Source organism: Amycolatopsis sp. NPDC031561 (genome assembly GCF_055580625.1).
This window is the reverse complement of sequence record NZ_JBVILA010000007.1, coordinates 46201-65956: the sequence shown is the minus strand read 5'-3', so window position 1 is coordinate 65956 and position 19756 is coordinate 46201. Positions and strand designations below refer to the sequence as shown.

Genomic DNA, 19756 nt, shown 5'->3' with positions numbered 1-19756 from the left:
ACGAGCGGGGTGGTGGCCTTGAGATGACGGACCCGGGCGATTCCGAAGCCTGTGGAGGGGATCCAGAACTCGAGGTCGACGCCGATTTGGTGCGGGCGTACGAAAGTGGCGCCACTATCACGGAACTCGCCGCCCGTTTCGGGATGACCTACTACGGAACGCGCACTGCTCTTCTCGCGGCCGGGGTGACGTTGAGGCAGGCGGGGCCGACTGGCGCGTCGGCCCCGCCTGGCCTGGTCGAGGCTTATCTGGCGGGGGTGAGCATTCAAGATCTGGCGACAAGATTCGAGTTGAGCTTCGGTGTCGCCAGGCGAATGCTGCTGCAGAATGGAGTGAGGCTCAGGCCCCAAGGTGGCGTCCCGAGGAGGGACGCCACCGGTGGTTCGACGTGATTCCCCGGGCTGCGTCCGCGGCAGCCCATCCGGCTGATCAGTAAGGGCGCCACCAGTCGCCGATCGTCGCCACGGAAACCACGGCGAACATCGTGAACATGATGAACGACTTTGAGTGCAGCAGCTTTTTCAACGTGCTCCTCAGGCATTGGGTGGGTGCATCCCAGGGTCAATAAACCCTGATGGACGATGCGCTGAGGACGATAGGGGGATGGCGGTCAGCCGTCAACGCTCTCGTTGCGATCTGGCACCATGTTGCCGTGCTCGTAACGTCCGGAGCAGCAAAAATCCGCTCCGCAAGCAAGTGCGGGAGCGCAAATTTCACTACTTAGAGTGAAAGTGCCCGGCGCGTCGGGGTGGTGGAAGCATGGCTACTGTGTCCTCGTTCCCGGTCCGTGTCCTCGGGATCTCGGGTGCGCGGTCGGCGAGTTCGGCGATCAAAGGTTCGAGTTCGGCCGCCTTGGTGAGCCGCCCTCGGTCTCGGTAGAGCCCAGCGGCTTCTTCGAAAACCTCTCGTGCTCCGGAGAAGTTGCCGTGTTCGGCGAGCACACGACCGAGTGCGACTCTGGCGCGGGCCAAGCCCGTTGCGTGATGACTGCGAAGTGCGAGCCCGGTCGCAAAATCAGCGTAACGGAGCGCATCGCCGTCCCTGAGCCGCGCGTGCGCGAGTTCTGACAGGACGGTGTACAGCTTCATTGTTGCAGGGAGATGGGGTTCGCCGGCCAGTGTCAGCGCCCTGCCGCACTGAAGTTCGGCCTCGTCGAATCGGCCTGCCCGTGTCAGCACAGTCGCCATCGCCGAGTGCACGGCCAGTTGCCCTGAGGCGTCCCCTGTTTCCTGTTTGACCTGTAGAGCGCGGCGGTAGTGTTCCAGCGCTTCATCATGCTCACCGGCCGCCGCCAGCGCGTCGCCCAGCCGGTACTCGGTGACTCCGAGGTGGCCGGGATGCCGCACCATCCGAGCCAAGACCAGGCATTCGCGATACCTGGCGACGGCTTCGGCCGTCCGGCCTGCGTGATGGTGTTGCCGCGCCCGGTTGAGCATGATGGTGAGCCTGCCGAATTCGTAGCCCTGGTCCTGGACGAGGTCGTACGCGCTCGTGAGGTAGAGGTCCGCTTCACGGTCGTTTCCGATGATCATGTGGATCTGCCCGAGGTCGTTCAGGGTGGCGGCCTCGGCGACCCGATCGCCCGCCGCCGCCGCCGATCGCGCGGCGATCGCCAGGCCGTTCACGATGTCGTCGTAGAACCCATACTGGTCGTAAATGTCGGTGGTGGCGTGGGGGATGCGCCAGGCGTACTCATGCAGTTCGTGCCGGTGAGCTTCTTCGACGAGCGCGTTGAGATTGGTTCTCTCCCGGAGACACCACTGACGACCAGCGGCAGGCGAGTCGAAATCCAACGGCGTCACGCCGGGTTCGACCGGGATCATCGGCGGTCGCGGTTTGTGTGGGTGCACCGTCGCGTGCGCGTTGAAGGCCGTGTGCAGGTAGAACGACAACAGCCGCCTTCGGGGCCCGTCACCGTCGCTCTCGCGGTCCGCGAGGGTCGCCGCGTACCGGTGCAGGATGTCGTGCATGCGGAAGCGGTCGAGGTCACCGGGGTGCTGGACCAGGTGCGCGGCGAAGAGCGCGTCGAGGGATCTTCGCGCGGCGGAGACGCTGATCGCACCGGCGGCGGCGAGTGCCGCCGGGCTCATCTCCGTACCGGGATGTAGGCCGAGCAGTCGGAACATGCGTTGTTCGGCCTCTTCCAGAGCGTTGTAGGACCACGAGTACGCGGACTGGAGATGGATTCCGGAGCCGTCCCCGTCGTCGCCGATCGTCAGGAGGGTGTCCGCGTCCTTCAACTGCTCGGCGAGCGTGCGCAGGCGCAACCCGCCGCGGCTCGCCGCGCGATCGGCCACGATGCTCAAGACGAGCGGCATGCACTCGCACAAGCGTGCGAGAGTTTCGAGGACTTCGGGTTCATCCTGCCCGCGATTACGCATGCGATGCGCCAGCAGTTCGCACGATTCGGCGGGTGACAACGGATCGAGCGCGACCGCCGGGACGTTGTGCAGGGCCGTCAGCGGAGTCATGCGCCGCCGCGAGGTGAGGATCACCGTGCACGGGGCCAGCACGTCCAGCAGCGGCTGGACGTGGGCGAAGTTCTCCACGTTGTCCAGCACGACGAGCACCGGGCGCTGGGAAAGGAGAGCGGCCAGTTTCGCCATCCTCCCGGCAGGGCTGACGATCCGGTCGACGCGGAAATCGAGCGCGGAAAGCAGGACGTCGACGACGTCGGTGGCCTCGAGGCGTGGAGTCCGGCTGAATCCGTGCAGATCGATCATGATCACGCCATGGGTGAACCTCCCGGCTGTGCGGTGAGCCCAGTGGCCGATGGTCGTCGTCTTGCCGACACCGGGCGGGCCGGTCACGCACACGATCGTCGCCAGGGGAGTGCCGGTCGCGCCGATGGTCAAGGAGTCGAGTCTCGCCAGGACGTTCTCGCGGCCCACGAAACGATCGATGTCGCGGGGTAACCGTCGCAGTGGGACGACGCTTTCCTGGACTTGCTTCGGCTTTCTGTCTGCGATCCCGGTGCCGAGCTGAATGGATTTCGAAGTTCGCTCCGTGAGTTCTCGCTGGAATTCACGGAGTTCGTCGGCAGCCTGCCCGTCCCCCTCGGCGCGGAAAGCTTGATACTTTCTCAGATAGAAGGCCGTTGTTTCACCTCCGCGACCCGCTGAGATCAGTGCCCTCAAGCGGATTTTGGCGAAGTTCAGTTCGTCCGGATGGTCGCGATCGAGTTCGTCCAGCCGCTGCAAAGCGGCGAGCGATTGTCCGGTGGCGATCAGTTCGTCGAGCAGGAAAGTGTTCGCGGGTATCCAATCCGATTGGATGAACGATGTGCGCCAGTCTTCCGCCAAGCGGGTCGTGAGATCGGCCAGTGGCTGCTCCCGCCAGAGTCCTATCGCCATCGCGGCGGCCTCGCACGCGCGCAGGTGTTCATCACTGTCGCCGAAAGCCCTGGCGTCCTTCATGGTCTTACGGAAGGCGACGTAGTCGATCAGCGAAGGGTCGACTTCGAGGGTGTAACGGCCGTTCGCGGTGACCAGTGCCGCGGGTGCGTGTGTCTCCCGGAAAAGCTGGCGGAGCCGAGTGATATATTGGTACATCGTAGCCCGCGGGTCGCGTGGCCGTTGTTCCTGTTCGTCCCAAACCCATTCGACTACGTTTTCGATGGAAAGGCGTCTTCCGGGACGTGTCAGCAGTGCCGCGAGGATGCCCTCTTCGCGGCGCCGTCCCCAATTCACGGTCAAATTCCCGTGCATGCGCACTGTAGTCTGCCCGAGAACTCCAAAGGCAACTTCCATGGCAGGCCCCTTCCCATCGGCAGTGTCGCTGCCGCCCCTCGCCTCGCTCACCAGTTTCACATTCTTTTGTGTTCAGAACCAGCGTGACCAGTGTCGACCGGAGAAGAAGTGATCCTTTGTCAGGAACGTCAACCACGGTACGAAAGGACCGTGTCAGATGGACAGGCCACTCTCGTGCCCACATTCGGCGGACGAGAGGGGACCACTCATGAGCGGGGAGATGTGGATCAGGGGACCGGTGGGGCCCGGAGCGGAGGCCCGGGTGACCCGGGCCGGGTGCCGGACGGCGCTCGTCGTCGTCCCGACGATGACCGCGGGCACCCGGCTGCTGGACATCGTGCCGCTGCTCGAATCGGATCATCGGGTCCAGGTGCTGTTCACCGTTCCGCACACCACGGACCACTGGCCGGGCGTGGAGGAGTTCGTCCGGGCGCAGCACGGTCTCCTGCTGCCGTGGGAGCAAGCGGTCCAGCACACGTTCGACCTCGTCCTGGCGGCCAGCCATCGCCATCTCGAACAACTCCGGGGCCCGATCCTGCTGATCGGGCACGGTGCGGGGACGATGAAGTCGCATCTGTACAGCCGGAAGGCGGAGGCACCGGCGCTTCCGGCCACCGGCCTCGACCGTGAACTCCTGACCTATCGCGGCCGGATCCTTCCTTCGGCCCTCGCCTTGGCCACCGAAGAGGAGCGGACGGCGCTCGGGACCCTGTGCCCGGAAGCGCTGCCGGTCTCGGTCGTGGCCGGCGACATCTGCCTGGACCGGATGGCCGACGGTGACCCGTTTCGCGAGCACTACCGGCAGGCGCTGGGGGTGAACCCTCGGCAGCGGCTGGTGACGATCAGTTCGACGTGGTCGACCGACTCGATCTTCGGCAGGGTCCCGAGTCTCTGCCGCGCGGTCCTCGACGCCCTCCCGCCGTCACGGTATTCGGTCGCGGCGGTGCTGCATCCCAACGTGTGGACCGTACACGGGCGCAGGCAAGTGACGGCATGGCTGTCCGATTGCGTCGACGCGGGCCTGCGGCTCATCCCGCCGGATCGCGGTTGGCAGGCGACCATGATCGCGTCGGACTGGGTGATCGGGGATCACGGGTCGACCACCGCGTACGCCGCCGCGATCGGCCGCCCGGTCACGATGGCAGACGGACCGGGTGACCGGTTGCGCCCCGGAAGCATCGCCGACCTCGTCCGGCAGAACGCTCCGCTCCTGGAGTCGGGACCACTGCCCGCCCAGGAAGCCGAAGCGATCCGGCGCCGGGAACACCTTTCCCGGGTCGCCGCCGACGCGATCAGTTCCATGCCGGGCCAGGCGGCGGCGATCCTGCGTTCGGCGATGTACCGGCTCTTGGGGATACCGGAACCGGACTGCGCGCCGTCGGTCCCGATGCTGCCCGCACCTTTCCCGATCGAGGTTTGACGACATGGACATCGTGTACGCTGTCCAGTCCCCCGCAGCGGGGGTGGCCCGGATCCACCTGACGATCGACGGCTTGGAAGGCGACGTCCTCGTTGTCGCGGTCGACACCGTTCCGCGGGCCTGGGCAGTGGCGGGAGACGTGCTGCTCCGAGAAGACAGCCGGACGGCGGGCCAGGCACGGATCGCCGCCGAGATCGCGTTGAGCCGTCATCCCGGCGCGACCGCCGTGATCGCGGCCCACCCGCACGGTTATGTCATCTCCACCCGCACGGGGACGTCGATGGTGGCGGCGAAGCCACGCGGGCGCGAAGGGGACGACTGGAGTTCACGCTTGAGAGCCGTCTGCGGACTCTCCTGCGCGGGGATCACCCGATTCGGTGTAGAGAGCCTGAGCTTCGGCGAGATGGCCGGTGCCTTCCTCCTCACGGCCGCAGCGCAGTTCGATCCGGCCGAGGGCGGTGAGGAGCTCGGCGGTGTAGAAGGGGGAATCGAGCGCTCGCACCATGCGCAGTGAGTCGGTCAGCCTGGCGATCGCGTCTTCGGCACGGCCTTCCGCGGCCTGGATGCCCGCCAGCGCCATGACCGAGCGAGCGTGCTGGGCGGGATCACCGAGTTCGGCCATCACCGTCGCCGCGGCGGCCAGTTCGATCATGGCTTCGCTGTACCGGCCGAGCTTCGCGAGCACCTCGCCCTGGCGACGGCGGCACAACGCCACACCACGGGGGATCCCCAGCCGCTCCTGCAGATCGGCGGCCTGGCGGTAGAAGTCCAGGGCGCCTTCGAGATCCCCCTGCCCTCGGGCGGATCTGCCGAGCTGGGAGAGCGCCGTCGCCTGTGTCGGGCCATGGTTCTCCTGTTGTCCCAAGCGAAGCGCGACGATGTTCTCCTCGGCGGCCTTGTCGTACCAGCCGAGTTTGGCGTAAGCGAAGCCGAGCTGGGACCTCAACCGTGCTTCCACCAAGGGCAGGTTCGCGCGGGTCGCGGCCAAGACGCCCTGCTCGTTCATTGCGATCCACGGCAGGTAGTCCCGATGATGCAGGAAGAAACCCCAAGACGCTTCGCAGAACTGCCACACGATGTCGTCCCACTCGTGGTCCGCGGCCGAGGTGAACACGGCCCGGATCACGGACAGGTGGTCGCGCCACCAGGCGAGGCCCTCGGCACGTTCGGCGAAGTCCTTGGAGCGTCTTTCGCGGGTGGCGTACCGGGCTCGATGCGGGTGGATCACCTCATCTGCGGCCAGGACCCGGTCGAGGTACCACCCGGCGAACGCGTGGGCCAGCCTGTCCCGCTCGTCCCCCGGCAGCGCCGCGGCGGCCCGTGTGCGCGCGTCGCTGCGTAACACCATGTGCTGGACGAATCGGTCTTCGCCCGCCTCGGTCAGGAGGTTCGCTTCGATCAACTCGTCGACGTCGTCCTCGATGGCACTGACCGGGCGGCCCAGAGCTGCGGCCAAGGGTTCGGAGGACAGGAATGGCCCGGGATGCACCCCGCACGCCAGATAGACCCGTGCCGCGCTCTGCGGCAGCCCTTCGTAGACGACTTCGAAGATCGCGTTCAACGAGAGCGTCTTGTCGGCGGAACCGCCACCTTCGGACGTCCAGCGTCCGTAGGCCGCGGCTTCACGAGCGAGGGTTCGTTGCGGCCGGGTTCTCAACCGCGCCGCCGCCACCGACAGCGCGAGGGGGATGCCTCCGCACGAGGACACGATCTCCGAAGCGGCGGGCGGGTCCGAACGAATGCGTTCAGTACCTGTGTACCGCTCGAACAACGCCTGCGCCTGGGCTTGGGTGAGGGGTGGCAGATCGACGAAATGCGCCCCGTCGATACCGAGATCGGTGAGCCGCCACCGGCTGGTGACGAAGACGACCGCCGCCTGCCCGGCGGGCAGGAGCGGGCGGACCTGGGCGACGGAAGCGGCGTCGTCGAGAAGGACGGCCATCCGTCGCGCCGCGGTGGCCGTGCGGAAGGCCGCGGCCCGCTGGTCGAGGCTTGTCGGGATCTCGTCGGGTGAGCTGCCCAGTGCCGTCAGGAATCCGTGCAGGACCTCACCGGGATCCTCCGGCGGTTGCTCGCGTGCGCCGCCCAGGTCGCTGTACAGGATGCCTTGCGGAAACTCGTCCGCATTGTCGTAGAGCCAATCCAGCGCGAGCGAGGTCTTGCCGACGCCGCCCACCCCGCTCACCACCAGTAGCCTGCGTCCGGTGCCTTCGGTCCAGAACCGGTCGAGATCGGCGCTGAACCGTTCCCGTTCTTGGAACACCGAGGGTGCCGCGGGGATCTGCCAAGGCCGATCCGCGGGAGCACCGAGGCCGGCCGGGGCGGTCATGATCTGCCCCCACCGCTCTTCCCGCCGGCTTCAGGCTGGTGCGAGTGCCGTCCCAGGTCGTCCATGCGGTGCCCCCCCGTTATGGTTTCCAATGATCCGGTGTCTTCGATAATAAAGCGATTGCGGTCGAGGAATTCTGCGGAAATTATCACACGAAAAGACAAATCTTCTGCACGTGCGTCTGCACGGGCGTTTCGCCTCGTCCTGCCGGGAAGGGGGCAATGGTCCACAGTGGACGGATGATTTCTCGCCGTGATATCAGGTCCTGTGGTCCGTGAGTTTCATGCCGGTGAGTACTTTCTGCTCGGCAGCGGCTCCCGGCTCCGGCAGCGAGCGGGTGGTGATCCAGCACAAAAGCGGCAAGGCGATCAACGGCGTCAAGGCCGTCCGCAAGGACGTGTGATCCGCGATGGCGCCGATGACGGGACTAGCGAGGCCGCCGATGCTGACCGTCAGCCCGAGGGTGACACCGCTGGCGGTGCCGACGCGGGTGGGCAGGTAGTCCTGGGAGAGCGTGATCTGCAGTGAGAACGGGATGTACAGGCCCACGGCGGTTAGCAGGACGAACGGCAAGAACGCCGGACCGGGCGCGACACGACCCCGGCGACAGCACCGATGGTGACCAGGTACGACCGGCGCACCACGGTGACGCGGTCCCGGCGTCCGGCCAGCCTGCTGCCCAGCAGCGTGCCCGCGGCACCGCCGAGATAGAGCAGGAACAGTGCGGCGCTGCCCGTCGCGGTACCGCCGCCGACTCGCTGCTGGGCATAGAGCGAGACGAAGGTGCTCAGCCCGACGAACACGATCGACCGGAAGACGACGGCCACCGATAGCCTCGCGAACGACCTCCAGTCGTCGACACCCGCGACGTCTGCTGACGAGCCGTTGATGTGGGCAGTCCTGGTCAGCGCGCGCAGCACGGGCAGGCAGAGCGCTGAGCCGGCCAGTGCGGGCACGACGAGCAGCGGCGACATCCGGAGACCGCCGAAGGTCATCACCGCGGCGATGAGCACGGGAGCGGCCGCGAAGCCGATGTTGCCGCCGAGGGAGAACCAGCCTATGGCCGTATGCCTGCCGCCTCCAGCGATTCTCGCGAGCCGGGCGGCCTCGGGATGGTAGGCCGCCACACCGATCCCCGACACGGCGACGAAAGCGAGCGTGAGCGCATAGGAGTCGACGAGTCCACCGAGGCCGATGCCGAGCCCGCCGAGGAGCGTGGCCGACGGCAGCAGCCACGGCATCGCCCACCGGTCGGTCAGCGCGCCGAACAACGGCTGCGCCACCGACGACAGCAGCGAAGCGCGGCCACCGAACCCTGGTACACGTCCACACACGCGTGCCCTGCCGACAACAGGATGATCGCTTTGTTCCTTGACACCCCGTCATGCTCTTCGCGGCCAGGGATGTCGCGCTTCCGATAAAATGACAAACAATGACGGAAATCCGCCACCTGCCCGCGCCGCCGGCCCAGATCCGGTCCCTGGCCTCCGGCACGACGATCGACGCGCACCGCCACGTCGATCACCAAGTCGTCTACGCGGCCCGCGGTGTCCTGGCCATCACCACCGGCAGAGGCTCCTGGGTCGCGCCCGCCACCCGGGCCATCTGGGTGCCCGCGGGGACCGTGCACGCCCATCAAGCGCACGGCGACCTCGAACTCCGCTTGGTCGGGTTGCCCGCCGCCGTCAACCCGCTGCGGCTGAACGCGCCGAGCGTGCTGGCGGTCGGCCCCCTCCTGCGTGAACTGATCCGCGCCTACACCGATCCGCCCCACGACGACACCCCGGAACGCCGGCGGCTGCGCGGTGTCCTGCTCGATCAGCTGCGCGTCTCGCCGCAGCAGTCTCTGCACCTGCCGACGCCGGAAGATCCGCGGCTGCGCGCCCTGTGCGAGATCCTGAGCACCGATCCGGCCGACAGTCGGACGCTGGCCGCCCTCGGTGCCCGGGTCGGGGCGAGTGACCGCACCCTGGCCCGGCTCTTCAAGGCCGACCTCGGCATGACGTTCCCGCAATGGCGCACGCAGCTGCGGCTCTGTCGCGCGCTGGTCCTCCTGGCCGAGAACACCCCGGTGACCGCGGTGGCGCATGCCTGCGGCTGGTCGTCCACCAGCGCGTTCATCGACGTCTTCCGGCGCGCCTTCGGGCATACGCCGGGCACGCACTACGACCGGTGACCGAAAGGCCTCGTGAGTGGTAGGGGCGGTTCTAACCGTCCTTACCACTCACGAGACCCTCCGCCTTCGGTAACGAAAAAGCGGGGCCGGTCCACAATGGACCGGCCCCGCTTCGGGTTCGTTTCTTACGCCTGGCTACGGCGACGACGGACCAGCAGCACCATCAGCACACCCGCGCCGAGGAGCGAGCCGCCGATGACCAGCGGCAGGGTCGCGGAAGCACCGGTGTTCGCCAGCTCGTCACCGCCACCCGACTCGGCACCACCGGGAGTGGTGGGGGCCGGGGTCTCGGTGGCGGGCGCGCCGCCCTGCTTCCAGCTCGCGGTGGCGTTCGCGGTGACCGAGGTCTTCTCGGAGTCCGCGACGATCAGCGACTGGGCGGGGACCTTGGCGTAGTTCTCGCCCACGAACAGGCGGCCGGTGTCGAGGTGGCCGCTGACCTTCAGCGAGAACGAGCCGTTGCCGTCCTTGGCGTCCTTGGGGACGTCGATGAAGACCTTGGTGCCGTCCTTGATGGCGGCGGCCTTGATCTCCTTGCCGTCGGCGTCGACGACCTTCGCACCCTCGGGCAGCTTGCTGGTCAGCTCGGTGATGTCACCGGTGGTGGCGACGCTGAACGGGCCGATCTTGCTGCCGGTCGCACCGGAGGCCTTGGCCGGGCCGATGTCGAGGGTCGGCTTCGGCTGCGCGCTGATGCCGACGTTGTCCTTGCCGGTGAGGTAGTCGTAGAGGGCGAGCACGTCGGCCGACGACTTGGCGTCCGCGTCCATCAGCGGCTTGTCGCGGTCGAAGTCCTTGCCGTCGCTGAAGTGCCAGACGGCCGCCTGAGTGGCGGTGACGGCCTCGCCGGTGGACAGACCATCGTTGAACTTGACCGACTTCTTGCCGAGCGTGCCCTCGATGGCCTTCACGCCGACCGACGGGTAGCCGTGGTGCAGCACCCAGTTGATCTTCGCGTTGTTCTTGTTGAACGGCGACGAGGCATCCGGGTACTTGTTCCACGGGCGCTCGATCATGTCCTGGTCGGTGCGCATGTCGACTTCGATCTGGACGCAGTACATCTTGAGCTTGCTGCCGTCGGAGAGCTTCAGCTCGAACAGCTCCGGGACGTAGTGCTTGGGGTCCCCGAAGTTGACGCTGTAGCCCCGCTCGCCGGCCTTGTCGATGACCCGGCCCCGTGCCGCGCCGTCCTCGGCGAGTGCGGCCGGAGCGGCCATCGTCATCGCGACGGCCGCGGAAGCGACCGCGATCCCGCCGCGAACCAGAACTGACCTGCCGTGCATGTGTCTCCCATCCGATACGGACCACGAATGCCAGTGCCGCGTGCGACCACAGGCCCCGACCGCAACGGCTCGCCCACATGGGGGATCAGTAATCCCATCGAGCGAGAGCGGAGCATACAGAGGCCACACATGTGGCTACTCCGGGGTATGGCTGATGTCCGAATTGCCCCGAAAGAAGAGTGAACGGCGCGAAAACGATCTTGGTCGAGTAGAGAACGGCTTCAAGGCGGAAACAAACCGACGAAAAGCTCGCGGATGGAGGTACCGCCGCTGCTCCGACCGCTGTTGAATTGGACCAGACCATTCATCGGTGATTGGAGTCCACATGACGCGACGGCACCTACGCCGGGGGTTGTCCCTGGTGGCCGGGCTCGCCTTGGCCGGAGCGCTGCTCCCGGCCGCGAGCAGCGCGGAAACCCGGGAAGCGCGGGGTGTTCCGCTCGGCGAGCTGACCGCCACGGCGACCCAGGTCGCGTCCGGCCTGGTGAACCCCACCGCGATCACGGCGCTCAACGACGGGAGCGGCCGGATCCTCGTCGTGGAGAAGAGAGGCGTCGTCCGCGCCTACCATCCCAAGACCGGGCTCGCCGCCAAACCGTTCCTGGACATCAGCGGCAAGGTGAACGGCGCGGACGTCGAACGCGGGCTGCTCGGGCTGGCGATCGCCAGGGACAAACGGGTCTACGTCGCGTACACCCGCAAGGCCGACAGCGCGGTGACCCTGTCGCGGGTCCGGCCGGACACCGGCGAGCTCACCGAGCTGATCACCCAGCCGCATTCCGAGTTCCCCAACCACAACGGCGGCCAGCTGGCGTTCGGCCCCGACGGGTACCTGTACTGGGGGATCGGCGACGGTGGCGGCGGGGGCGATCCGCTGGCCAGCGGGCAGCGGCTGGACACGCTGCTGGGCAAGATCCTGCGCGTCGACGTCAACCGCGCGTGCCGTCCGCTGCGGTACTGCGTCCCGGCGGGTAACCCGTTCGCCGGGGTCGCGGGCGCGCGGGCGGAGATCTGGTCGTACGGGCTGCGCAACCCGTGGCGCTTCTCCTTCGACCCGGCCGACGGCTCGCTGTGGATCGGCGACGTCGGGCAGGGCCGGTTCGAGGAGGTCGACCACCTCGCCGCGGGCAAGGGCGGCGCGAATTTCGGCTGGTCCTGCAAGGAGGGGCCGGTCGTGTTCGATCAGACACGATGCAAGGACGGCGTCACCTACACCGAGCCGGTCTTCCACTACATCTCCGGCGCGGAGGGCTGCGCGGTGATCGGCGGGCACGTCTACCGCGGCAAGAAGTACGCCTCACTGGCGGGCGGCACCTACCTCGCCACCGACTTCTGCCAGGGCACGGCGTGGGCCGTCCGCAAGAAGACCGACGGCACCTACGAAAGCGCCCGGATCGGCGAGTTCCCGCTCGACGCCACCACGTTCGGCACCGACCAGTACGGCGAGCTGTACCTGGCCGACGAAACGCCGGGCGGGCTGCACCGGATCTCGTTCGCCCGCAAGAGCTGACCCCGGGTCCTCGGCCGCGTCCGCCCGGCGCGGCCGGGGGCTCACCCCATGCGGGGCAGCCGGATTTCGACCGTCCAGCCGCCGTCCGGCGCCGGGCCCGCCTGCGCCGACCCGCCCAGCGCGGTCGCCCGTTCCCGCATCCCGACCAGTCCCATCCCACCGCCGGTGTCCGGCGCCACGCGTCGTCCGGCGGGGCCGTTCGTGACGACGAGCGTGACCGTTTCCGGTGAGAACACGAGTTTCACCGCGCGTCCGGTGCCGGGCGCGTGTTTCGCCGCGTTCGTCAGCGCCTCCTGCGCCGCGCGGACCAGGGTGTGCGCGACGCCGCCGCCGAGCGGTCCGGCGGAGCCTTCGACCTCGAACGGCACCAGTTCTCCCGCGCACAAGGCGGCCAGGGTGTCCTCCAGCGGCAGGGCGCCCTCGCGCAGTTCGTGCACCGCCTGCCGCATCCGCCCGATACCGTCCACCGCCAGCGACCGCGCGCGGCGCACGGCCTCGCCGGCTTCCTCGTCCCTGCCCTTCGTGCCGAGGGCGTCGGCCATGTCGAGTTGCAGGGCGATCCCGGTCAGCGAGTGGCCGAGGACGTCGTGCAGTTCCCGCGCGATCCGCGTCCGCTCCAGCAACGCGGCTTCCCGCGACTCGGAGGCGGCGGCCCGCCGGGCTTCGGAGGCGGCCCGTTCGGCGTTGAAGAGCGCGTTACGCCGGTCTCGGCGGGCGATACCCAGCAGCACCGGCAGGCCCACCGAAAGCGCGAGCCACCACGGCCATTCGTCCGTGGCCGAAGTCACCGCGCCGACCACGGCGACCGCCACGGCACAGCAGACGGCGTCGAGCACCGCGATCCAGATCGCCGCGGTGCGGGAGCCGAGTTTGATCCCGGCGACCGCGGCGGCGAGGTAGGCGAACATCGGCGCGAAGGCATGCGGGGCCAAGGCGAAGAGTACGGCCGCGGAGACGGCGTAGCCGCTCGCGAGCGTGACCTGCGTCCGCACCGGAATCCGGTCCCACGGCAGGAACGAGAACACGGCGAAGAGCGAGACAAGGAAGAAGAGGGCCGTCGTCAAGGGTCGGAAATGGACTTCCCGGGTGAAGATCCCGACCCCGGACACGCCGATCGCCGCCGTGATCAGGACGGGCCGGACGAGCCTGTCGGCGATCCATTCGCGGCGTAGCACGGTCGCGCTTCCGGTCATCGATGCTCCTGAGGGTGGAGACGGTTCTCCACCCGAAGATACGGCCGCCGCCGCACGACTTCCCGCGTTCACCGCCTTAGCGTCGGAGTGTCTTCGAAAACCGGCCCGAGGGGGTAAACCATGAGCACACCTGTCGAAATAGTCCTGATCGTCGCCGCCGTCGGATACATCCTGATCCGGCGGCTGGCCGGGGACGTCGCCGAGGCCAAGCGGATGCTGCTGCTGCCCGCGATCCTCGCCGTGATCGGGTTGTCCGATGTGGACGACAGCGTGAAGTCCGCGACCGCGGTGGTGTTCCTGGTCGTCACTCTCGCGGTGAGTGTCCTGTTCGGAGTGCTGCGGGGCGTGAGCATCCGGCTCTACCGGCAAGACGGTGTCGCGCACATGCGCTACACCTGGCTCACGATCGTGCTGTGGGCGCTGAACGTGGCCGCCAAGGTCGGCGCGAACCTGCTGCTGGGCCTGATCACCGGGGTCCCCTCCGGCGGCAACAGTGTCATGCTGACCATCGGCGTGGGGATGCTCGTGGAGGGTGTCGTGGTGCTCGCCAGGGCGATGCGCACCGACAGCCGTATCGTCTGGAAGAAGGGCGAGGACGGCAAGGCGCACACCACCTCCCCGTTCCTCGACGATCTGCAGGCCAGGATGACCCGACGTTGAACGGAGGTGCCGAGGTGACCGTGTCGCTCGTCGTCGTCGACGACCAGGCGTCCGTGCGGGAAGCCCTCGCGGTGATGCTCGACCTCGCCGACGGCCTCACCGTCGTCGCGACAGCCACCAACGGCGAGGAGGCCCTTGCCGCGGTCTCCCGGCACACGCCGGACGTCGTGCTGATGGACCTCCACATGCCGGTGCTGAACGGCGTCGAGGCGACCGGCCGGATCAAGGCCGCGGCGCCGGAAGTCCAGGTCGTGGTGCTGACCAGTCTCGACGACGACGAATCGATCCTCGCCGCGCTCGAAGCCGGTGCGAGCGGGTACCTGACCAAGGAAGCCGACCGGGCGAAGATCGAACAGGCCGTGCGCACCGCCGCCGACGGGCAGGTCGTGCTCGCCCCGGAGGTCCAGCGACGGCTCCTCACCCTCGCGTCACGCCGTGCCCGCGCGGCGGACGAGGGCGACCGGTTCGGGTTCACCTCGCGAGAGAAGGAGATTCTCGAGCTGATCGGTGAGGGCCTGCGCAATCCGGAGATCGCCGCGCGGCTGGTGATCAGCGAGGCCACCGTCAAGACCCACATCAACAACCTGTTCGCGAAGGCGGGCTTCCACTCGCGCGCCGAAGCCGTCCGGTACGCGCTGAGCACCCCGGCTCCCGCGCCCTACCGGTTCACCTGATCGCGTTTCATCAAGTTTTCATCATCCCTCCCTAGCGTGACGTCGTCTGGTGATTTCAGCGATGGAGGCGACGTGGAGCACTCATTCCCACCCCAAGGCGCGCAGTGGCCGCCGCCGCAGGGGTGGGTACCCCAACCGGCCCCGGCGCCGCCCGCCCGGAAACCCCGGCGGTGGCTGCTGTTCGGCGGGATCGCGGGGCTGGTGCTGGTACTCCTCGCCGGACTGACCACCTGGCTGCTGTGGCCCTCGAAAGCCGGTCGCGAGCCCTTCGAGCAGGCGCTGGCCGCGCTGTCCTCGGCGCCGGCGGTCCGGAACAGCACCTCCGCGGTCGGCGGGATGATCAAGACGGACGTCAAGACCACCGCGTTCGGCGAGACGTCCGGCACGATGTCCTTCCAGGGCAGGAAGATCGAGATCCTGGTCGTCGGCGGCAAGGTCTACTTCAAGGCTCCCGACGGCATGCTGCCCGGGTCGCGAGCGGACTCGTCGGGGGCCGAGGATCTCAAGGACCGGTGGATCACCGGCGAGGACGCGTTGTTCGGCCCGGTTCTGCAGCAGTTCGAGTCCCCGGAGAAACTCGCCGGCCGCCTGCGCGAGGCGCTGGAGCGGGCGAAGGAGATCACGGACGACCAGAACGAGACCGTCCGTGACGTCCCGGCGATCAAGGCGAGCACGCCCGCCGGTGACCTGTACGTCTCGAAGGAAGCGCCGCATCGGCTGCTCCGCTACTCCGTGAGCGTGCCCGGCGGGACGCCGTCCGTCCCGAAGCTCCCGACGATGCCCGACGCGGAGTCACGGCCCCAGATGCCTTCCGGCGCCGCCCTCGGTGAGTCCGATGTGGACGCTTTGTCGCCCGAAGAGACCGACGCCGTCTACGAAGACCTGACGTCGAACACCAAGAAACTGTCCAACGCCGTCGACACCGGTGTCCGGTTCGACATGGACGGCGCGGCCACGGTCGCGTGCAGCGCCTCGGGCTGCACGGTGACCGCGAACGTGTCCAACTCCGCGTCGGCGAACAGCGGCGGGAAGGTCACCGGCCAGGTCAACGCCACGATGACCGCGAACGTGACCATCGGCGGCCGCTCGGCGGGCAGTTGCCGGAACACGGCGACCCTGCCGCTGAACGGCTCGGGCTCGATCAGCTGCGTCAACGGCGGGGCGGGCGGGGTCTTCGCGTCCGTCGAAGCGGAGAAGAAGGCGGACGCGGAAGCGCAGTCGCGGGCCTCGGGTGGGGTACCGGTCCAGTACCGGATCGAGAGCATCGCGTCGGTTTCCGTGGTGGCCGAAGCGATCGGGCAGGTTGAGATCACCCGGCTCGTCGACGAGCTGACGGAGCGGCGGTCGAAGCTCGGCGGCAAATGACACCGGGATTCACCAGGGGAGCGGCCCCGAGACGTCGAAGTAGCCGCCGGTCGGGCCGTCCGGTCCGAGCGAGGCCATCCGGACGATGATCTCGGCGCCCTCCTCGACGGCCTGATGTCCCGACTGTCCATTGAGGTCGGTCGCGGTGTAGCCCGGCTCGACGGCGTTGATCCGCATCCCGGGGAACGCCTTGGCGTACTGGATGGTGAGCACGTTGACCGCGGCCTTCGACGCCGGGTACGCCACTCCCGGATAGGCGTACGACGGCGAGTCGGGCATGGTCAGTCCGGTGAGGGAGGCGAGGCCGCTGCTGACGTTGACCACCACGGGTGCGGCGGAGCGCCGCAGCAGCGGCAGGAAGGCGTGCGTCACCCGCGCGGTGCCGTACACATTGGCCTCGAAGGTCGTGCGCAACTCGTCCGCCGTCAGGTCGGCGGCGCCGAGCATGGGCCGGTTTTCCACGCCCGCGTTGTTGACCAGGACGTCCAGTCCGCCCTCGGCTTCGATGGTCTTCGCGGCGGCCTCGACGGACGCGTCGTCGGTGACGTCGAGCAGGATCAGGCGCGCGCCCAGTTCTTCGGCGGCGAGGCGGCCGCGTTCGGCGTCGCGGCTGCCCAGGTAGACGGTGTGGCCGTCGGCGATGAGGCGACGGGCGGTCTCGCGGCCGAGGCCCTTGTTGGCCCCGGTGATCAGTGTCGTGGTCATGGGATCAGCGTCGTCCCGGCGAGACCCGGACAGCCAGTCGACCGATCTTCCTGGGACTCGCGGTACCAGGCACCTCCCGGGGGATCGGGGCAGACTGGCGGGCATGGCGGCGACGGAATTCGGGCGGGCGGTACGGCGCTGGCGTGACCGCGTCTCGCCGTCGGACGTCGGCCTGCCCGAAGGTGGTCAGCGGCGCGCGGCCGGGCTACGCCGCGAGGAACTGGCCATGCTGGCGGGGCCAGGACCGGACGTCGCCTCCGCGTACCTCACACCCGGTGTCCAACGGCTGATCGACCGGATGACCGGGATCCCCGTCGCGGTGTTCGACGCCACCTGGACGCTCCTGTCGGCAAACGCGCCGTACGCGGCGCTGATGGGTGATCCGTCCCAGGCGCGCGGATTCGAGCGCAACGCGGTCTGGCGGCATTTCCTCGGCGAGGGCGCGCGTGCCCGGCACACCCCGGAATCCCTACGGGCCTTCGAAGCGGTCCTCGTCGCGGACCTGCGCTCGGCGGCCGCCCGCTACTCGGCCGATCAGCGGCTCACCCGGCTGATCGCGGAGCTGCGCGGCGGGAGCCCGCGGTTCGCGCGGCTGTGGGATTCCGGCGCCGTCGGACGGCACGAGTCCGCCCGCAAGGTCATCGACCATCCGTCGGTCGGGCCGGTCGAACTCGATTGCGACGTCCTGACCGTCGAAGGCTGCGACCTGCACATCATGGTCTACACGGCCGAACCCGGTTCCGAAGCCGCCGAGCGGCTCGCGCTGCTCACCGTGCTCGGGACGCAATCCCTGGCTTGATGAAAAAACAGCGCCGGGCGAACGGCTTCGATGCCGCGCGCCCGGCGCTTTCGCGTCCCGTTTTGTTCGGGTCAGTCTGTGTTGATTCAGTCCGTGCCGTACTCGATCGCGGCGTGGTCGAGCAGCTCGTCGTCGCCCGAAGCCTTGCCGCGCGAGGCGATCACCTGCGCGCCGCCCGCGTCCATCGCGCCGATCAGCCCGGTCGACGCGGCCTGCGCGGCGCCGATCAGCGTCGGGTGCCCGCCGCCGACCATGCCGAGCCCGGCGTACTGCTCGAGCTTGGCGCGCGAGTCGGCGATGTCGAGGTTCCGCATGGTGAGCTGGCCGATCCGGTCCACCGGGCCGAACGCCGAGTCCTCGGTGCGCTCCATCGACAGCTTGTCCGGGTGGTAGCTGAAGAAAGGACCGTTGGTGTCGAGGATCGAGTAGTCCTCGCCGCGCCGCAGCCGCAGGGTGACCTCGCCGGTGACGGCCGCGCCGACCCAGCGCTGCAGCGACTCGCGCAGCATCATGGCCTGCGGGTCCAGCCAGCGGCCTTCGTACATCAGCCTGCCGAGACGACGGCCTTCGTTGTGGTAGCTGGCGAGGGTGTCCTCGTTGTGGATCGCGTTGACGAGCCGCTCGTACGCCGCGTGCAGCAGCGCCATGCCCGGCGCCTCGTAGATCCCGCGGCTCTTGGCCTCGATGATCCGGTTCTCGATCTGGTCGGACATGCCGAGCCCGTGCCGCCCGCCGATGGCGTTGGCCTCCAGGACCAGGTCGACCGCGGTGGCGAACTCCTTGCCGTTGATCGTCACCGGGCGGCCCTGCTCGAAGCCGATCGTGACGTCCTCGGGCGCGATCTCGACCTCGGGGTCCCAGAACCGGACGCCCATGATCGGGTTGACGATCTCGATACCGGTGTCGAGGTGTTCGAGCGACTTGGCCTCGTGGGTCGCGCCCCAGATGTTCGCGTCCGTCGAGTAGGCCTTCTCGGTGCTGTCCCGGTAGGGGAGCCCGTGGCCCTGCAGCCACTCGGACATCTCCTTGCGGCCGCCGAGCTCGCTGACGAACGCGGCGTCCAGCCATGGCTTGTAGATCCGCAGGGACGGGTTCGCGAGCAGGCCGTAGCGGTAGAACCGCTCGATGTCGTTGCCCTTGAAGGTGGACCCGTCGCCCCAGATCTGGACGTCGTCCTCGAGCATCGCGCGCACCAGCAGCGTGCCGGTGACCGCGCGGCCGAGCGGGGTCGTGTTGAAGTAGGTGCGGCCGCCGTTGCGGATGTGGAAGGCGCCGCAGGCCAGCGCCGCGAGCCCTTCCTCGACCAGCGCGGCCTTGCAGTCGACGGCCCGTGCGATCTCGGCGCCGTAGGCCTTCGCCCGGCCCGGGACCGACGCGATGTCGGGTTCGTCGTATTGGCCGATGTCAGCGGTGTAGGTGCACGGCACCGCACCCTTCTCGCGCATCCACGCGACCGCTACGGAGGTGTCGAGGCCGCCGGAGAAGGCGATCCCGACGCGTTCGCCGACAGGCAGAGAGGTGAGTACCTTGGACATGATGGAAGTATATGCATAGGAGTGTATGACCATGCAAGCCGGGGTGAGCAGGGCAACTCGGGTGGGTGGTCCCGGATGCGCGTGAAGAGTGCGGTCGGCGAGGAGTCACCCGGTTCACGTGGCCACCTGACCAGTACGGGGTGGCGGCTCACGCGTGTGCGGGGGTGTTGACGATGAATGAATTGGGACGTTGAACGGACCGACGTCCTCACTCTTGTCCCGTGGCCCTCCGTGCAGGTGTCGGGGGGGGGGGGGGGGGGGGAGAGAAAAACAAAAAAGGAGGGTTGGTGTCGAGACCAAAAGAGAGAGGGGGCGGGGGGGGGAACACACCCCCCAACATGCACAAAGGAAAAGCTCC

The 19756-nt window shown here is 68.2% G+C and carries 14 protein-coding genes and 1 pseudogene; 8 read left to right on the top strand and 7 right to left on the bottom strand.

All coding sequences use genetic code 11. The features are described 5' to 3' along the window. Positions 1-23: 23 nt before the first annotated feature. Positions 24-392, top strand: coding sequence for a helix-turn-helix domain-containing protein (locus tag ACZ5IK_RS17205; protein ID WP_465488563.1), 369 nt, complete (start codon positions 24-26; stop codon positions 390-392). Between the two features lie 324 nt (positions 393-716). Here ACZ5IK_RS17205 and ACZ5IK_RS17200 read toward each other — a convergent pair whose 3' ends face one another. After that, positions 717-3800 (bottom strand): AfsR/SARP family transcriptional regulator, encoded by a 3084-nt coding sequence (locus ACZ5IK_RS17200; RefSeq protein ID WP_465488562.1) that lies wholly within the window; start codon positions 3798-3800, stop codon positions 717-719. Between the two features lie 157 nt (positions 3801-3957). Here ACZ5IK_RS17200 and ACZ5IK_RS17195 point away from each other — a divergent pair, with 157 nt between their 5' ends. Beyond that, the gene (locus tag ACZ5IK_RS17195) at positions 3958-5169 is read left to right on the top strand and encodes a hypothetical protein (RefSeq protein ID WP_465488561.1); all 1212 of its coding nucleotides are present in this window, start codon (positions 3958-3960) and stop codon (positions 5167-5169) included. Between the two features lie 325 nt (positions 5170-5494). Here the strand turns inward: ACZ5IK_RS17195 and ACZ5IK_RS17190 are convergent, their stop codons facing one another. Both ACZ5IK_RS17190 and ACZ5IK_RS17185 read right to left on the bottom strand, forming a co-directional pair. Beyond that, positions 5495-7498: a tetratricopeptide repeat protein gene (locus ACZ5IK_RS17190; protein WP_465488560.1), complete on the bottom strand. Its 2004-nt coding sequence runs from the start codon at positions 7496-7498 to the stop codon at positions 5495-5497. A 258-nt stretch (positions 7499-7756) separates the two neighbouring features. Next, positions 7757-8876 (bottom strand): annotated as a pseudogene (locus ACZ5IK_RS17185) (MFS transporter). Between the two features lie 54 nt (positions 8877-8930). Here ACZ5IK_RS17185 and ACZ5IK_RS17180 point away from each other — a divergent pair. Further along, on the top strand, positions 8931-9674 hold the full coding sequence (locus tag ACZ5IK_RS17180) for an AraC family transcriptional regulator (RefSeq protein ID WP_465488559.1): 744 nt from the start codon (positions 8931-8933) through the stop codon (positions 9672-9674). Positions 9675-9799: 125 nt separating this feature from the next. On the opposite strand, the gene ACZ5IK_RS17175 is transcribed toward ACZ5IK_RS17180, so the two are convergent. Continuing rightward, entirely contained in the window at positions 9800-10957 is a 1158-nt protein-coding gene (locus ACZ5IK_RS17175) for a thioester domain-containing protein (RefSeq protein ID WP_465488558.1), read from the bottom strand. Positions 10958-11282: 325 nt separating this feature from the next. Between ACZ5IK_RS17175 and ACZ5IK_RS17170 the strand changes: the two genes are divergently transcribed. Further along, positions 11283-12467, top strand: coding sequence for a PQQ-dependent sugar dehydrogenase (locus ACZ5IK_RS17170; RefSeq protein ID WP_465488557.1), 1185 nt, complete (start codon positions 11283-11285; stop codon positions 12465-12467). A gap of 41 nt (positions 12468-12508) precedes the next feature. On the opposite strand, the gene ACZ5IK_RS17165 is transcribed toward ACZ5IK_RS17170, so the two are convergent. Next, positions 12509-13660, bottom strand: a complete 1152-nt coding sequence (locus tag ACZ5IK_RS17165) for a sensor histidine kinase (RefSeq protein ID WP_465488556.1) — start codon at positions 13658-13660, stop codon at positions 12509-12511. A gap of 120 nt (positions 13661-13780) precedes the next feature. Here ACZ5IK_RS17165 and ACZ5IK_RS17160 point away from each other — a divergent pair, with 120 nt between their 5' ends. The 3 genes from ACZ5IK_RS17160 (at position 13781) to ACZ5IK_RS17150 (ending at position 16359) form a co-directional block, all read left to right on the top strand. Next, positions 13781-14320, top strand: coding sequence for a DUF1453 domain-containing protein (locus ACZ5IK_RS17160; protein ID WP_101606168.1), 540 nt, complete (start codon positions 13781-13783; stop codon positions 14318-14320). Between the two features lie 14 nt (positions 14321-14334). Continuing rightward, positions 14335-14994, top strand: coding sequence for a response regulator (locus tag ACZ5IK_RS17155; RefSeq protein WP_465488555.1), 660 nt, complete (start codon positions 14335-14337; stop codon positions 14992-14994). Positions 14995-15066: 72 nt separating this feature from the next. After that, the gene (locus tag ACZ5IK_RS17150) at positions 15067-16359 is read left to right on the top strand and encodes an SON protein (RefSeq protein WP_465488554.1); all 1293 of its coding nucleotides are present in this window, start codon (positions 15067-15069) and stop codon (positions 16357-16359) included. A 9-nt stretch (positions 16360-16368) separates the two neighbouring features. Here ACZ5IK_RS17150 and ACZ5IK_RS17145 read toward each other — a convergent pair whose 3' ends face one another. Continuing rightward, positions 16369-17064, bottom strand: a complete 696-nt coding sequence (locus ACZ5IK_RS17145; protein WP_465488553.1) for an SDR family oxidoreductase — start codon at positions 17062-17064, stop codon at positions 16369-16371. A 103-nt stretch (positions 17065-17167) separates the two neighbouring features. Between ACZ5IK_RS17145 and ACZ5IK_RS17140 the strand changes: the two genes are divergently transcribed. Next, entirely contained in the window at positions 17168-17863 is a 696-nt protein-coding gene (locus tag ACZ5IK_RS17140) for an MmyB family transcriptional regulator (RefSeq protein WP_465488552.1), read from the top strand. An 86-nt stretch (positions 17864-17949) separates the two neighbouring features. On the opposite strand, the gene argG is transcribed toward ACZ5IK_RS17140, so the two are convergent. Further along, positions 17950-19398, bottom strand: a complete 1449-nt coding sequence (argG, locus tag ACZ5IK_RS17135; RefSeq protein ID WP_101606174.1) for an argininosuccinate synthase — start codon at positions 19396-19398, stop codon at positions 17950-17952. Positions 19399-19756 lie beyond the last annotated feature (358 nt).

Excerpts from the sequence above, each read along its gene's own strand:
- ACZ5IK_RS17205 (WP_465488563.1), top strand. The coding sequence starts at position 24 with ATGACGGACCCGGGCGATTCCGAAGCCTGTGGAGGGGATCCAGAACTC.
- ACZ5IK_RS17175 (WP_465488558.1), bottom strand. The coding sequence starts at position 10,957 with ATGCACGGCAGGTCAGTTCTGGTTCGCGGCGGGATCGCGGTCGCTTCC.
- ACZ5IK_RS17170 (WP_465488557.1), top strand. The coding sequence starts at position 11,283 with ATGACGCGACGGCACCTACGCCGGGGGTTGTCCCTGGTGGCCGGGCTC.
- ACZ5IK_RS17190 (WP_465488560.1), bottom strand. The coding sequence starts at position 7,498 with ATGACCGCCCCGGCCGGCCTCGGTGCTCCCGCGGATCGGCCTTGGCAG.
- ACZ5IK_RS17180 (WP_465488559.1), top strand. The coding sequence starts at position 8,931 with ATGACGGAAATCCGCCACCTGCCCGCGCCGCCGGCCCAGATCCGGTCC.
- ACZ5IK_RS17140 (WP_465488552.1), top strand. The coding sequence starts at position 17,168 with ATGGCGGCGACGGAATTCGGGCGGGCGGTACGGCGCTGGCGTGACCGC.
- argG (WP_101606174.1), bottom strand. The coding sequence starts at position 19,398 with ATGTCCAAGGTACTCACCTCTCTGCCTGTCGGCGAACGCGTCGGGATC.
- ACZ5IK_RS17165 (WP_465488556.1), bottom strand. The coding sequence starts at position 13,660 with ATGACCGGAAGCGCGACCGTGCTACGCCGCGAATGGATCGCCGACAGG.
- ACZ5IK_RS17160 (WP_101606168.1), top strand. The coding sequence starts at position 13,781 with ATGAGCACACCTGTCGAAATAGTCCTGATCGTCGCCGCCGTCGGATAC.
- ACZ5IK_RS17195 (WP_465488561.1), top strand. The coding sequence starts at position 3,958 with ATGAGCGGGGAGATGTGGATCAGGGGACCGGTGGGGCCCGGAGCGGAG.
- ACZ5IK_RS17145 (WP_465488553.1), bottom strand. The coding sequence starts at position 17,064 with ATGACCACGACACTGATCACCGGGGCCAACAAGGGCCTCGGCCGCGAG.